This is a genomic window from Streptomyces montanus, from assembly GCF_005786655.1.
Taxonomy (GTDB): domain Bacteria; phylum Actinomycetota; class Actinomycetes; order Streptomycetales; family Streptomycetaceae; genus Streptomyces; species Streptomyces sporangiiformans.
The window spans coordinates 1-12,685 of record NZ_VBZC01000117.1 but is presented as its reverse complement, the minus strand read 5'-3'; the positions used below and the strand labels follow the sequence as shown (position 1 = coordinate 12,685).

At 70.3% G+C, this 12,685-nt stretch carries 13 protein-coding genes; 10 read left to right on the top strand and 3 right to left on the bottom strand.

Going from position 1 to position 12,685, the window contains the following annotated elements; all coding sequences use genetic code 11:
• Positions 1–64: 64 nt before the first annotated feature.
• The 4 genes from FE633_RS45825 to FE633_RS45810 all read left to right on the top strand — a co-directional run bounded on the left by FE633_RS45825 (position 65) and on the right by FE633_RS45810 (position 3,263).
• Entirely contained in the window at positions 65–811 is a 747-nt protein-coding gene (locus tag FE633_RS45825) for an SDR family NAD(P)-dependent oxidoreductase (protein WP_138045070.1), read from the top strand.
• Positions 808–1,881, top strand: coding sequence for a threonine aldolase family protein (locus FE633_RS45820; protein WP_138051081.1), 1,074 nt, complete (start codon positions 808–810; stop codon positions 1,879–1,881). Before FE633_RS45825 ends, FE633_RS45820 begins: the two co-directional genes overlap by 4 nt.
• Before the next feature lie 94 nt (positions 1,882–1,975).
• On the top strand, positions 1,976–2,548 hold the full coding sequence (locus FE633_RS45815; RefSeq protein WP_138051080.1) for a transglutaminase domain-containing protein: 573 nt from the start codon (positions 1,976–1,978) through the stop codon (positions 2,546–2,548).
• Between the two features lie 22 nt (positions 2,549–2,570).
• Complete coding sequence (locus tag FE633_RS45810; RefSeq protein ID WP_138051079.1) at positions 2,571–3,263, top strand: B3/B4 domain-containing protein; 693 nt, start codon at positions 2,571–2,573, stop codon at positions 3,261–3,263.
• Between the two features lie 25 nt (positions 3,264–3,288).
• Here FE633_RS45810 and FE633_RS45805 read toward each other — a convergent pair whose 3' ends face one another.
• Together FE633_RS45805 and FE633_RS45800 are read right to left on the bottom strand one after the other, a co-directional pair.
• Positions 3,289–4,017: a lysophospholipid acyltransferase family protein gene (locus FE633_RS45805; protein ID WP_138051078.1), complete on the bottom strand. Its 729-nt coding sequence runs from the start codon at positions 4,015–4,017 to the stop codon at positions 3,289–3,291.
• A gap of 204 nt (positions 4,018–4,221) precedes the next feature.
• Positions 4,222–4,638: a DUF4395 domain-containing protein gene (locus tag FE633_RS45800; protein ID WP_138051077.1), complete on the bottom strand. Its 417-nt coding sequence runs from the start codon at positions 4,636–4,638 to the stop codon at positions 4,222–4,224.
• 75 nt (positions 4,639–4,713) lie between these two features.
• Between FE633_RS45800 and FE633_RS45795 the strand changes: the two genes are divergently transcribed.
• The 4 genes from FE633_RS45795 to FE633_RS45780 all read left to right on the top strand — a co-directional run bounded on the left by FE633_RS45795 (position 4,714) and on the right by FE633_RS45780 (position 7,941).
• Positions 4,714–5,136, top strand: coding sequence for a thioredoxin family protein (locus FE633_RS45795; RefSeq protein WP_138051076.1), 423 nt, complete (start codon positions 4,714–4,716; stop codon positions 5,134–5,136).
• Between the two features lie 260 nt (positions 5,137–5,396).
• Positions 5,397–5,906 carry a flavin reductase family protein gene (locus FE633_RS45790; protein ID WP_138051075.1) on the top strand — a complete coding sequence of 170 codons (510 nt, stop codon included), beginning with the start codon at positions 5,397–5,399 and terminating at the stop codon, positions 5,904–5,906.
• A 231-nt stretch (positions 5,907–6,137) separates the two neighbouring features.
• Positions 6,138–6,923 (top strand): electron transfer flavoprotein subunit beta/FixA family protein, encoded by a 786-nt coding sequence (locus FE633_RS45785; protein WP_138051074.1) that lies wholly within the window; start codon positions 6,138–6,140, stop codon positions 6,921–6,923.
• 55 nt (positions 6,924–6,978) lie between these two features.
• Positions 6,979–7,941 carry an electron transfer flavoprotein subunit alpha/FixB family protein gene (locus FE633_RS45780; protein WP_138051073.1) on the top strand — a complete coding sequence of 321 codons (963 nt, stop codon included), beginning with the start codon at positions 6,979–6,981 and terminating at the stop codon, positions 7,939–7,941.
• Positions 7,942–8,001: 60 nt separating this feature from the next.
• Here the strand turns inward: FE633_RS45780 and FE633_RS45775 are convergent, their stop codons facing one another.
• Entirely contained in the window at positions 8,002–8,937 is a 936-nt protein-coding gene (locus FE633_RS45775) for an endonuclease/exonuclease/phosphatase family protein (protein ID WP_246114143.1), read from the bottom strand.
• 193 nt (positions 8,938–9,130) lie between these two features.
• On the opposite strand from FE633_RS45775, the gene FE633_RS45770 reads away from it, so the two are divergent.
• Both FE633_RS45770 and FE633_RS49075 read left to right on the top strand, forming a co-directional pair.
• Entirely contained in the window at positions 9,131–10,429 is a 1,299-nt protein-coding gene (locus FE633_RS45770; RefSeq protein WP_138051072.1) for a DUF6986 family protein, read from the top strand.
• Positions 10,430–10,524: 95 nt separating this feature from the next.
• A partial coding sequence (locus tag FE633_RS49075) for a serine/threonine-protein kinase (protein WP_425473332.1) occupies positions 10,525–12,685 on the top strand: 2,161 nt, incomplete at its 3' end.

The window sequence follows — 12,685 nt, the reverse complement described above, 5'->3', positions numbered from 1 at the left end:
ACAGCGCCGAGCGGGTGGCCGCGTGAGCGACCGCACCGACACGACTGCTCAGGAGGCGAGGATCATGGGGAACGGGGCGCTCAACGGCGCGGTGATCGCGGTGGCCGGCGCGGGCGGTCCCGCCGGCCGGGCCACGTTGCTGCGGCTCGCCGAGGCGGGTGCGGTCGTCGTCGGCTCGGACAACGACCCGGAGCGGCTGGCCGAGGCCGTGGACACGGCGCGCTACGCGTACGGCGGCGCCACCGTCGTCGGGGACACGGTCGACCTGCTCGACCGGGAGTCGACCCTGGACTGGGCCACGCGCGTCGAGAAGGACTTCGGGCGCGTCGACGGACTGGTCCATCTCGTCGGAGGCTGGCGCGGCAGCGAGACCTTCGCCAAGACGAATCTCGACGACTGGGACCTGCTGGAGCTGCTGCTCATCCGTACCGTGCAGCACACCTCCCTCGCCTTTCACGAGGCGTTGCAGCGCAGCGACCGCGGCCGGTACGTCCTGATCAGCGCAGCGGGCGCCAGCAAGCCCACCGCGGGCAACGCCGCCTACGCCGCCGCCAAGGCCGCCGCCGAGGCGTGGACGCTGGCCATGGCCGACTACTTCCGCAAGGCCGGGGGAGCGGAGGGCCCGACGTCCGCGGCTGCCATCCTGATTGTGAAGGCGTTGGTGCACGACGCGATGCGCGCCGAGCGTCCCAACGCGAAGTTCGCGGGCTTCACGGACGTCAAGGAGCTGGCCGAGGCCATCGCCGGCGTCTGGGAACGGCCCGCCGCCGAAGTGAATGGGAAGCGCCTGTGGCTGACCGAGAAGCCGTGAACCCTCCGAAGACCGACGCCCGGCGTCATCACGACCCGGAGGTCCGCGGTTTCGCCAGTGACAACTACGCGGGGGCCCACCCCGAGGTGCTCGCCGCCCTCGCCCTGGCGAACGGCGGGCACCAGGTCTCGTACGGCGAGGACGACTACACCGCCCACCTCCAGCAGGTGATGCGCAGCCACTTCGGCGCGAGTGCCGAGGCGTTCCCCGTCTTCAACGGGACGGGCGCCAACGTCGTGGCGCTCCAGGCGCTCACGGACCGCTGGGGCGCGGTGATCTGCGCGGAGGGCGCGCACATCAACGTCGACGAGGGCGGCGCCCCCGAACGCATGGGCGGCCTCAAGCTGCTCACGGTGCCCACGCCCGACGGAAAGCTCACGCCCGAGCTGATCGACCGGCAGGCCTGGGGCTGGGATGACGAGCACCGGGCGATGCCGCAGGTCGTCTCGATCGCGCAGAACACCGAACTCGGTACCGTCTACACCCCCGACGAGATCCGCGCCATCTGCGAGCACGCCCACGCGCGCGGTATGAAGGTGCACCTCGACGGGGCCCGGATAGCCAATGCGGCCGCCTCGCTGAATGTCCCGATGCGGGCGTTCACCAACGCGGTCGGCGTGGACGTCCTGTCCTTCGGCGGCACCAAGAACGGCGCGCTGTTCGGCGAGGCCGTCGTCGTCCTCAACCAGGACGCCGTCAGCCACATGAAGCACCTGCGGAAGCTGTCGATGCAGCTCGCCTCCAAGATGCGCTTCGTCTCGGTGCAGTTGGAGGCGCTGCTCGCCAGGGACCTCTGGCTGCGCAACGCCCGGCACGCCAACGAGATGGCCCAGCGCCTCGCCGAGGGCGTGCGCGCCGTGCACGGCGTCGAGATCCTGTACCCCGTCCAGGCCAACGCGGTCTTCGCGCGGCTGCCGCACGACGTGAGCGAGCGTCTGCAGAAGCGTTACCGCTTCTACTTCTGGGACGAGGCCGCGGGTGACGTCCGCTGGATGTGCTCCTTCGACACGACCGACGACGACGTGGACGGCTTCGTGGCGGCGCTCAAGGAGGAGATGGCGCGCCAGTGAGCCCCATCCGAGCTTGCCTCACGTTCTGCATAAGTATGCATTAGAAAGAAAAGTCATTGACTCTCGCTCGGCCGCGTTCCTATGCTCTGCGGGCATGGAGCTGATCCAGGAAACCGCCGACCTGTCCGCTTACTTGACCGCTGACGAGGTCATCGATCACCATCATCCGCTCGTACGGGAGACGGCGGCGCACCTCGCCTCGACGGTCGCGGACTCGTATGCCTATGCGCAAGCGGCGTACGAGTTCATTCGCGACACCATCCCGCACTCGGCCGACAGCGGTGACTCGCGTGTCACCTGGCGCGCCTCCGACGTCCTGGAGCAGCGCACCGGTATCTGTCACGCCAAGGCCCACGCGCTGGCAGCGCTGCTGCGGGCCGAGGACATTCCCACGGCGCTCTGCTACCAGAAGTTCGACATGGTGCACGGCCTGATCGCCGTGCGTTTCAACGGAGGGTGGCACCGGCAGGACCCTCGCGGAAACAAACCGGGGGTCGACGCCCGGTTCTCGCTCGACGGCGAGCGCCTGGCCTTCACTCTCGACCCGGAGTCCAATGAGATGGACTATCCGGTTCTGTATGCTGAACCTCACCCGGTCGTACTGCGCGCCCTGAAGGCCGCCCGTGACCGGGAGCACCTGTGGGAGACCCTCCCCACCGCACTCTGAGGCAAGGCAGGCACAGCAGACGATGACTCTCACGCTCACCGTGTCCGACGAGGTGCGCGCCCTCGCGCCCCGTTTCACCCACGTCACCGTCGAGGCGTACGGACTCGTCAACGGGCCCAGCACGGACGGCACTTCGGCGCTCCTGGACGACGCGGCCCGCCGTCTCGCCGTACGACTCGAAGGGCGCGCCCCGCACGAGGACCCGCACATGGCCGCCTGGCGTGAGACGTACACGGCCTTCGGCGCCAAACCGTCGCGTACGCGCAACTCGGCGGAGGCGCTGGCCAAGCGGGCCTTGTCGGCCGCGGGCCTGCCCCGGATCAACCTGCTCGTCGACCTCTACAACGCGATCAGCGTCGCCCATCTGATCCCGGTGGGTGGCGAGGACATCGCCCGCATCCAGGGCGGAATGCGACTCGTGCGAGCCACGGGTGACGAGGCCTTCGTGACCGTCGCGGCGGGCGAGGAGGTCGTCGAGCACCCCGACGCGGGCGAGGTGGTGTGGCGCGACGAGGCAGGCGTGACCTGCCGGCGCTGGAACTGGCGCCAGGGTCCGCGTACGCGGCTCACGGAGGAGTCCACCTCCGCGCTCTTCCTGCTGGAGAGCCTGGCGCCGATGCCCGTGTCCGCGGTCGAGGCGGCGGGTGCCGAACTCGCCGAACTGCTGGAGAAGTTCAGCCCCGGAGCGCGGATCACCGTCCACGCCCCTCGATAGTGGCCCCGGGCCCCGAAGCGGTGGCTCAGCGCGCTTCGGCCGCCCGCACCTCTTCGGGGGTCGGGGCCGTGCCGCCGAGGTGCGCGGGCATCCACCAGGTGTCGTTCGGGCCCTTGGGGCGTACGGGGTAGGCGCGTTGAGCGGCTTCCAGAAGCTCCTGCACGCGCTCGCGCAGCTGTCGGGTGATCGCGCCCGCGTACTTGTCGCGGGAAGCCTCGATCGCCTCGCCGACCCGGATGGTGATCGGGACGTGGCTGCGCTTGAAGTTGCGCGGATGGCCCTTCGTCCACAGCCGCTGCGTACCCCACAGCGCCATCGGGATCAGCGGGACGCCGGCCTCCTGGGCCATGCGCGCGGCACCCGACTTGAAGCTCTTCAGCGTGAACGACTGCGAGATGGTGGCCTCCGGGAAGACCCCGACGATTTCACCGGAACGCAGCGAGTCCAGGGCGTGCGCGTACGCTGCCTCACCGTTCTTGCGGTCCACGGGGATGTGCTTCATGTTGCGCATCAGCGGACCGGAGATCTTGTGCCGGAACACCGACTCCTTCGCCATGAAACGGACCAGGCGCTTCTGCGGCAGCGCCGCGAAACCGTCGAAGATGAAGTCGAGATAGCTGATGTGGTTGCTCACCAGCACCGCACCGCCCGAGCGCGGAATGTTCTCCGATCCCTTTACGTCGATCTTCAGGTCCCAGGCTTTGAACAACGTGCGGGCGAGACCGATGGCAGGACGGTAAGCAAGCTCAGCCATGAACGGAGTGAACCCTTCTCTCTGCTCTGCCTGGGAAGGGCGGTTCCCGGCGGGGAAGTTACGCAGCCGTAGGTTTACGGCATTGCGCAGATCGTGCCGCAAGAACGGACGAGTAGCCAGTCCTGGTGCCGCTGAACGGCGAGATTCTCGTCACGTCGGCAGGTGATCCACCTGCGCGCTTTCCCCGTCTTTTACTCCATGCCGTTACTCTGCGCGCGCCGTCAGGCGGCGTACCAGCAGAAACATCTCGCAGCCCAGGCAGTACCCGAACGCGGCATTGAGGAACGCCGCCGCGAGCGCGCAGCCGGTCGCGGCCGGCCCCAGCCACAACGGCCCCCACGCATAGCCGACCAGCCCGATGAGCGCGAAGACGAGCCCGACGGCCTGGGCGAAGCGCGGCGGCTCGGGCGACTCGAACTCCGTGGGCGGCCCGATCCGCGGACGCACGGCCTTGCGGAACAGCCGGCCGTACGGCGAGCGCCCCACACCTCCGGCCGCGCCGAGCGCGAAGCTGAGCGTCTGCCAGACCAGCAGCCAGACGCTCCCGGTGATGAGCACGGCGGCCAGTACGGCGGTGGTCACGGCGGCCCCGAATCGCGGGCCCCTCGCATCGATGTCCATGAACCAAGCATTCCGCATGGTCCGGATTCCGTGGGTCCGGGAATCTTTGCGGTCGCGTGAACGCTGAAGGCGAGGATGACGGGACTTGTGGTGTGCGTGGCGGTGCTCGCGGCGGCGAGCGTCTTTGGAGTGCTGCACCGGCGGCGGAGCGGGAGGGTCGTAGTGCGCGGGCGTGACGGCGGAAAGCGGCTCGGGGCCGCCGAGTTGGGCGAGCACCTCGGTGAACGGGCCACGCTCGTCCAGTTCTCCAGTGCCTTCTGCGCGCCCTGCCGCGCGACCCGCAGGGTGCTCGGCGAGATCGCCGGGATGGTTCCGGGGGTGACCCACGTCGAGATCGACGCCGAGGACCACCTGGATCTCGTACGCGAACTCGACATCCTCAAGACACCGACCGTGCTCGTGCTCGACGCCGATGGACGTGTCGTGCGCCGCGCGACCGGGCAGCCGCGCAAGGCGGATGTGATCGCCGCGCTCGGTGAGGCCGTCGGCACGCCATGATGCCCAGGCCCGGGGGGCAGACTTGGGGCGGACGGTGACGCATCTCCCAGTTGCCGGAACGCGCTTGACTGTGCGCGCCACCTGTCGTCAGCCTGGCCGAATGCCCCCGGAACTCCTTCTCCACGAGCGCGTCCATGTGGACCTCGTCCGCACCGCGAGCGCGCGCTGTCCGGGCTGTTGAGCAGCTCAGGACCCTCCCCCACTCTCGGCTTCGCTCGAGTGGGGGGACCCCCAGCGACGTCTCGCAGAAGGACAACTCCATGGCGGCCACGCACGACCTCGACACACCTCGACTCGCCTCTCCGGACCTGCTCCGCTCCGTCTTCCGGCGGCACGCCGCGGGAGTCGCCGTGATCACCGCCCAGGGCGGCGGCAGCCCTGTCGGCTTCACCGCCACTTCGCTCTCCTCGGTCTCGGCCGAGCCCCCACTGCTCTCCTTCGGCATCGGCACCGGCGCCTCCAGCTGGCCGGTGATCTCCGAGACGGACCACGTCGGCGTGCACATACTCGGCGACCATCAGCAGGAGCTGGCGGCCACCTTCGCCCGCAGCGGCGCCGACCGCTTCGGTGCGCCGACCGGCTGGCGCGAGGGCCCCGAAGGAGTGCCTCTGCTCGACGATGTCCTGGCATGGCTCGTCTGCCGCATCGTCGCGCGTGTTCCCGCGGGGGACCATCGCATCGTCGTGGCCGAGGTCCTCCTCGGCGACCCCACCGGCGCGGGCCGCCCGCTCCTCTATCACCAGGGGCGCTTCAATGGACTGCGGGACTGATCTCGGCGGGCCGTGGCGCCCGTGCCCCTGCGGGAGCGTCGAGTTCCGATTACGCTGCGTTGCAAAGGTCACAGTTCAAAGCGCTTGCTTAGCGGGGATGAACTGGGTGTACTGACGAGTAATATTTGAGTCGGGGGCGCAGGCCGCCCCAACCGGGACGGGCCGCTTGAGGCGCCTATGCTGCCTGAAACAAGGCAGCTCGGAAATGTCGATTGCAGTAGGAGAGCCGGCGTGAGCTTGAGGATCGTTGTCACTGTGAAGTACGTGCCCGACGCCACCGGCGACCGGCACTTCGCCGATGACCTGACCGTCGACCGGGACGACGTGGACGGTCTGCTCTCGGAGCTCGACGAGTACGCGGTCGAGCAGGCGCTGCAGATCGCCGAGGACGCCGATGACGCGGAGATCACCGTGCTCACCGTCGGTCCAGAGGACGCCAAGGACGCGCTGCGCAAGGCCCTGTCCATGGGTGCCGACAAGGCGATCCATGTCGAGGACGACGACTTGCACGGCACCGACGCCATCGGCACCTCCCTGGTGCTGGCGAAGGCGATCGAGAAGGCCGGATTCGACCTGGTGATCTCAGGTATGGCGTCCACGGACGGCACCATGGGTGTGGTTCCGGCGCTGCTGTCCGAGCGGCTGGGTGTTCCGCAGGTGACCCTGCTGTCCGAGGTCTCCGTCGAGGACGGCACGGTCAAGGGCCGCCGTGACGGCGACGCCGCGTCGGAGCAGCTGGAGGCCTCCCTTCCGGCGGTGGTCTCGGTGACGGACCAGTCGGGTGAGGCGCGTTACCCGTCCTTCAAGGGCATCATGGCGGCCAAGAAGAAGCCGGTGGAGTCCTGGGACCTGTCGGACCTCGACCTCGAGGCCGAGCAGGTCGGTCTGGACGGTGCTTACACGGTCGTGGACTCCGCGGCCGAGCGTCCGGCGCGCACGGCCGGCACGATCGTCAAGGACGAGGGCGAGGGCGGCAAGCAGCTCGCCGAGTTCCTCGCGGGTCAGAAGTTCATCTGAGCCCCGTATTCGCCGACCGCCCCGCACACTTCGCAAGCAGGAGAGAAGAAGTCCCATGGCTGAAGTTCTCGTCTACGTCGACCACGTGGACGGTGCCGTCCGCAAGCCCACCCTGGAGCTGCTGACGCTGGCCCGCCGCATCGGTGAGCCGGTAGCCGTCGCCCTCGGCTCCGGCGCCGAGAACACCGCGGCCGCGCTCGCCGAGCACGGCGCGGTGAAGGTCCTCACCCACGACGCCGCCGAGTACGCCAACTACCTGGTCGTGCCGAAGGTGGACGCGCTGCAGGCCGCCTACGAGCAGGTGTCCCCGGCCGCCGTGCTGGTGCCGTCCTCCGCGGAGGGCAAGGAGATCGCCGCCCGTCTGGCACTGCGTATCGGGTCGGGCATCATCACCGACGCCGTCGATCTGGAGGCCGGCGACTCCGGTCCGGTGGCCACGCAGTCGGTGTTCGCCGCGTCCTTCACCACCAAGTCCCGTATCGCCAAGGGCACCCCGGTCATCACCGTGAAGCCGAACTCGGCTGCCGTGGAGCCGGCTGCGGCCGCGGGCGCCGTGGAGGCGCTCGCCGTGTCCTTCTCCGACCAGGCGACCGGCACCAAGGTCACCGGCCGTACGCCGCGGGAGTCGACGGGCCGTCCGGAGCTGACCGAGGCCGCGATCGTGGTCTCCGGTGGCCGTGGCGTCAACGGCGCCGAGAACTTCTCGATCATCGAGGCGCTGGCCGACTCCCTCGGCGCGGCCGTGGGTGCCTCGCGTGCCGCGGTGGACGCGGGCTGGTACCCGCACTCCAACCAGGTCGGCCAGACCGGCAAGTCCGTCTCGCCGCAGCTGTACATCGCCTCGGGCATCTCGGGTGCGATCCAGCACCGGGCCGGCATGCAGACCTCGAAGACCATCGTGGCCATCAACAAGGACGCCGAGGCCCCGATCTTCGACCTGGTCGACTACGGCGTGGTCGGCGACCTCTTCGAGGTCGTCCCGCAGCTCACCGAGGAGGTCGAGGCCCGCAAGGGCTGAGCCGATCCGGATGTCCCGAGGCTCCTGCGACCGTCGCGGTCGCAGGGGCCTTCGGTGCGCTCAACCGAGGCTCAGTGACGCCTGGACGGGCAGATGGTCACTGGGGAACTGTCCATCGCGCGAGAACGTGTCCATCCACGCGCGGTGCGCCGTCACGCCGGGCGATGCCAGGATCCAGTCGATCCGGTTGCCGTCCGGCACCAGCGGCCGGTAGCCGTGGAACGTTTTGTACGCCTCGCTCCGCTCGGCCGCCGTCTCCCAGACGTCCACCAGCCCGAGGTCCAGCATCGCGTCGTACACCGTGTTCTTGTGGGCCGGGACGTTGAAGTCGCCGGTCACCAGGAGCGGTAAGGAGCGGTCGAGCTCGGCAAGCCGCTCGCCTATGAGACCCACGGACCGCTTTCGCGCGTACTGACTCACGTTGTCCAGGTGGGTGTTGAGGACGTAGAACTCCTGGCCGTCGGTGCTCCGGTCGAGGAAGCGGACCCAGGTCACCATGCGCAGCCAGTCCGCGCCCCAGGTGTTGGAGGCGATCACGTACGGCGTGCCGGAGAGCCAGAAGTGGTCGAACTCGACCGGAGCCAGCCGCCGGGTGTCGTAGAAGACGGCCATGAACTCATCACGGCTGCCGCCACTGCGGCCGGTGCCGATCCAGTCGTAGTGCGGGCCGAGATCGGCCTCGATGTCCCGCAGTTGTTGATACAGGCCCTCCTGCGTACCGATGATGTGCGGCTGCGCCGTGCGCAGCAGCTCGCGCATCACGGGGCGGCGGGCGGGCCAGCTGTGCTCGCCCTCGTTGCTCGCGAAGCGCAGATTGAACGTCATCACGTCGAGTTGGCCGCCGCGTCCGCGGCTTCCCTGCTCGGCGACGGTGGCGGGCACCGTGGACTCCTGCGAACCTGCCGCGTCCCTCGAACCGAAGAAGGGCACCGTGAGCGCGGCGACCGCCGCGGTCTTGATGCTCTGGCGACGCGACACTCGGCTGGCGTTCAGCACACGTTCTCCTGTCTCTCACGAGCCAGGATGAAGGGTGTGCGGGGCGGTGCGGAAGAACGAGTCAAGACAGGAGTGAACAGGTGGGTGGCTGCTAAGGCTGTGGTGGAGGAGGTGTTGACCACCGAGAAGCACGCCGGATAGCTTCACCATACGGATCTGTCATTCCGTTTACCGGAAAGAAAGGGTGTCTGGGATGAGTCGGCAGGAGAGGGTGACGACCAGCCTCGCGGGCAGCGTGAGCAGGGAGATCAGTGCCCGGCTCGCCCCCGTCGATGCGGAGCTGGAGCGCCGCTACCCCGGCGACCCCGGCACCCGCCAGCCCGTCCACACGGTCTACGTACCGGGTGACGCCTTCGCAGCCGACACCATCCGCTCCTGGGGTGACCAAGCTCTCACCCTGCTCGACCAACACGCCCCGGACGCCGCGTCGTTCGCCGCCGTGCTCGGCCTCGCCGACGAGCTCGCCGGGCCGGTGTACGACCGCGTGCGCGCCAAGCTGGAGCGGGAGCCGATTGAAGACCTCCGGGTCGACTTCGAGGACGGCTACGGCGCGCGTCCCGACGCCGAGGAGGACGAGACAGCGGCGCGGGCCGCCCGGCTGATCGCGGCGGCGTACGAGAAGGGGACGGCGGCCCCGTACATGGGCATCCGGATGAAGTGCATGGAGGCCCCTGTGCGCGACCGGGGCATCCGCACGCTCGACGTCTTCCTGACCGGTCTGATGGAGGCCGGCCCGCTGCCCGACGGCCTGGTGCTCACGCTGCCCAAGGTGACGTACCCGGAACAGGTCACCGCCATGGTGCGGCTGCTGGAGGCCTTCGAGATGGCGCACGGTCTGCGGCCCGGGAGGATCGGCTTCGAGATCCAGATCGAGACCAGCCAGTCCATCCTCGCCACCGACGGCACCGCGACCGTCGCACGGATGATCCAGGCCGCCGAGGGCCGCGCGACCGGACTGCACTACGGCACCTTCGACTACAGCGCCTGCCTCGGAGTCAGCGCCGCCCACCAGGCCAGCGACCATCCGGCCGCCGACCACGCCAAGGCGATCATGCAGGTCGCAGCCGCGGGCACCGGTGTACGCGTCTCGGACGGCTCCACCAACGTCCTGCCGGTCGGCCCGACCTCCAAGGTCCATGATGCCTGGCGGCTGCACTACGGCCTCACCCGCCGAGCCCTGGCCCGCGCCTACTACCAGGGCTGGGACATGCACCCGGGCCACATCCCGACCCGGTACGCGGCCGTGTTCGCCTTCTACCGCGAGGGCTTCGAGCAGGCCGCGGCCCGCCTCGCCCGGTACGCCAACCGTGCGGGCGGCGACGTGATGGACGAGCCCGCGACCGCCAAGGCGCTCAGCGGCTACCTGCTGCGGGGCCTGGACTGCGGCGCCCTCGACATCGCCGAAGTGGCACGTGTGACGGGCCTGACCCGCGCCGATCTGGAGAGCTTCGCGACGCCCAGGCGGGCCGACCTGACGATCTCCGCCAAGTAACGGCCCGTCACAGCCGTCACGATCGGCTCGCACTGTCACCTCTGCCCCCTAGGCTGTACGGCACTTGTTGGCGGGGCAGAGGAACGGGGCAGGGGTTGTCTTCGGGGGAGAACGAACAGACGGACGGGACGGACAGGACGGACGGGACCGGCGGGACCGACGGCATTGGTCGGCTCCTGGCCGGACGCTATCGCGTGGTGGCCCGGCTCGGGCGTGGCGGCATGGGGGTCGTCTGGCGGGCCCTCGACGAGGTCCTGGGCCGCGAGGTCGCGGTCAAGGAGCTGCGGACGTACTCCGACGCCGGCGCGCCCGAACTGGCCGACCTGGGGATCAGGATGCAGCGCGAGGCGCGCGCGGCGGCCCGTATCCGCCACCCCGGTGTCGTCGCCGTGCACGACGTGGCCGAGGTCGACGGGCGTCCGCTGATCGTCATGGAGCTGGTGGACGGGCCCTCCCTCGATGCCGTCCTGGGCGAGCGGGGCACGCTCGACCCGCGGGAGGCCGCAGGGATCGGCGCGAAGGTCATGGACGCGCTGGCCGCGGCCCATCGCGCCGGGGTACTGCACCGCGATGTGAAGCCCGGCAACATCCTGCTCGACCGCTCCGGCCGGGTCGTCCTCACCGACTTCGGTATCGCGACGATGGAGGACCCGGGCGACGGCTCCACCACGCATCTGACCCGCAGCGGTGAACTGGTCGGTTCCCTGGACTACTTGGCGCCCGAACGCGCCCAGGGCCATGACCCCGGACCCGCGTCCGACGTATGGGCCCTCGGCGCCACGCTGTACGCGGCCGTCGAGGGCACCTCACCGTTCCGGCGTACGTCGACGTGGTCCACGCTCACCGCGATCGTGACCGAACCACTGCCGGAGCCGCGCCGCGCCGGGCTGCTCGGCCCCGTGCTGCGGCAGCTGATGCACAAGCAGCCCCAGAACCGGCCGGAGGCCGACCGGGCACGCGAGCTGCTGGAAGCAGTGGCGGGCGCGGAGCCGGGGAGGGGAGCGGCAGCGGAAGCGCCCGACCGGACCTCCGAGACCACCAGGCTGCGCGGCCCCGCACGGCAACCACGCAAGGACACCGAGCGAAGCACTCCGGCGGTACCGCCGGGATTCGGACCACCGGGGTGGGGCGCTGCGGGGACTGGGACCGGGGCGACGGGTGAGGACGAATCGGGCGCGGGTGTGCCGGGTGCCGGCGGATGGGGTGCGGGGTTTCCGGGTGCGGATGGGGCGGGTGCGGGGGGCCCGGACGCGAGTGGCTTGGGTGCGCGGCCTTCGGGGGTCGGCCGAGCGGGCGAAGAGGCTCCGGATGCGGCGGTTCCGGGTGCAGGGACTCAGGGGGCGGGGGTTCCCGCGGCTGCTGGATCGGGTGCGGGTGTGCCGGGTGCGGGGGGCCCGGACTCGAGTGGGTTGGATGCGCAGGCTTCGGGTGCTGGCGGATCGGGCGCAGGGGCTCCCGGCGCGGATGGACCGGATGTCGGCGGAGCGGGCGCGGGGTTTCCGGGTGCGGGCGGAGCACTGGCCGGTGTCCCGGACCCGGACGCGAGTGGAATGGGTGCGCGGGCTTCGGGGGTCGGCGGAGCGGGCGCAGGGGCTCAGGGGGCGAGGACTCCCGGGGTGGATGGATCGGGTGCGGATTTCCCGGACGCGAGTGGATTGGGTGGGCGGGCGTCAGGGGGCAGCGGATCGGGTGTAGGGGCTCCGGGCGCGGGGGCTCCCGGTACGGATGGACCGGGTGCCGGCGGAGCGGGCGCGGGGGCTCCCGGTGGCGACCGGTTGGCGTTCGGGGTACCGGAGTTCGGCCTCCCCGCGTCCCCACCGGCGGGCGGGCCGGGCTTCGGGCCGGCGCAGCCGGAGGTGGCCCGGGACGCAACTCCCGGTGCGGCCCGGCGTCGTACGGGCCGCGTCCTGCTCGTGGCCGCGACGGTCACCGTCGTCCTGGCCATGACCGGTGTCACCGTGGCCCTGCTGAACAACTCCGACGACTCCAAGGCGGCGGCCCCGCCCGCAAAGACCGCCGAAGCGGGCGAGTCGCCGTCCCCGGGTGCCAGCCGTGGCTCGGTGGATCTGTCGGACGACCCCGAGACCTCGGGGGAGGGCGACAAGCAGTCATCGCCGCCGGGCGAGAAGCCAGCAGGCACGGAGGGTGCGAAACCGACGACGAAGGGCCCCGACGCCTCGCCAACGCCGACCGGCAGTGGTTCCACGGACGGCGGTGGCACGTCAGGCGGCACGAGCGGCGGCGGAGGAGGCGGCG

Excerpts from the sequence above, each read along its gene's own strand:
- FE633_RS45800 (WP_138051077.1), bottom strand. The coding sequence starts at position 4,638 with ATGGACATCGATGCGAGGGGCCCGCGATTCGGGGCCGCCGTGACCACC.
- FE633_RS45795 (WP_138051076.1), top strand. The coding sequence starts at position 4,714 with ATGACGGGACTTGTGGTGTGCGTGGCGGTGCTCGCGGCGGCGAGCGTC.
- FE633_RS45815 (WP_138051080.1), top strand. The coding sequence starts at position 1,976 with ATGGAGCTGATCCAGGAAACCGCCGACCTGTCCGCTTACTTGACCGCT.
- FE633_RS45770 (WP_138051072.1), top strand. The coding sequence starts at position 9,131 with ATGAGTCGGCAGGAGAGGGTGACGACCAGCCTCGCGGGCAGCGTGAGC.
- FE633_RS45805 (WP_138051078.1), bottom strand. The coding sequence starts at position 4,017 with ATGGCTGAGCTTGCTTACCGTCCTGCCATCGGTCTCGCCCGCACGTTG.
- FE633_RS45810 (WP_138051079.1), top strand. The coding sequence starts at position 2,571 with ATGACTCTCACGCTCACCGTGTCCGACGAGGTGCGCGCCCTCGCGCCC.
- FE633_RS45780 (WP_138051073.1), top strand. The coding sequence starts at position 6,979 with ATGGCTGAAGTTCTCGTCTACGTCGACCACGTGGACGGTGCCGTCCGC.
- FE633_RS45825 (WP_138045070.1), top strand. The coding sequence starts at position 65 with ATGGGGAACGGGGCGCTCAACGGCGCGGTGATCGCGGTGGCCGGCGCG.
- FE633_RS45790 (WP_138051075.1), top strand. The coding sequence starts at position 5,397 with ATGGCGGCCACGCACGACCTCGACACACCTCGACTCGCCTCTCCGGAC.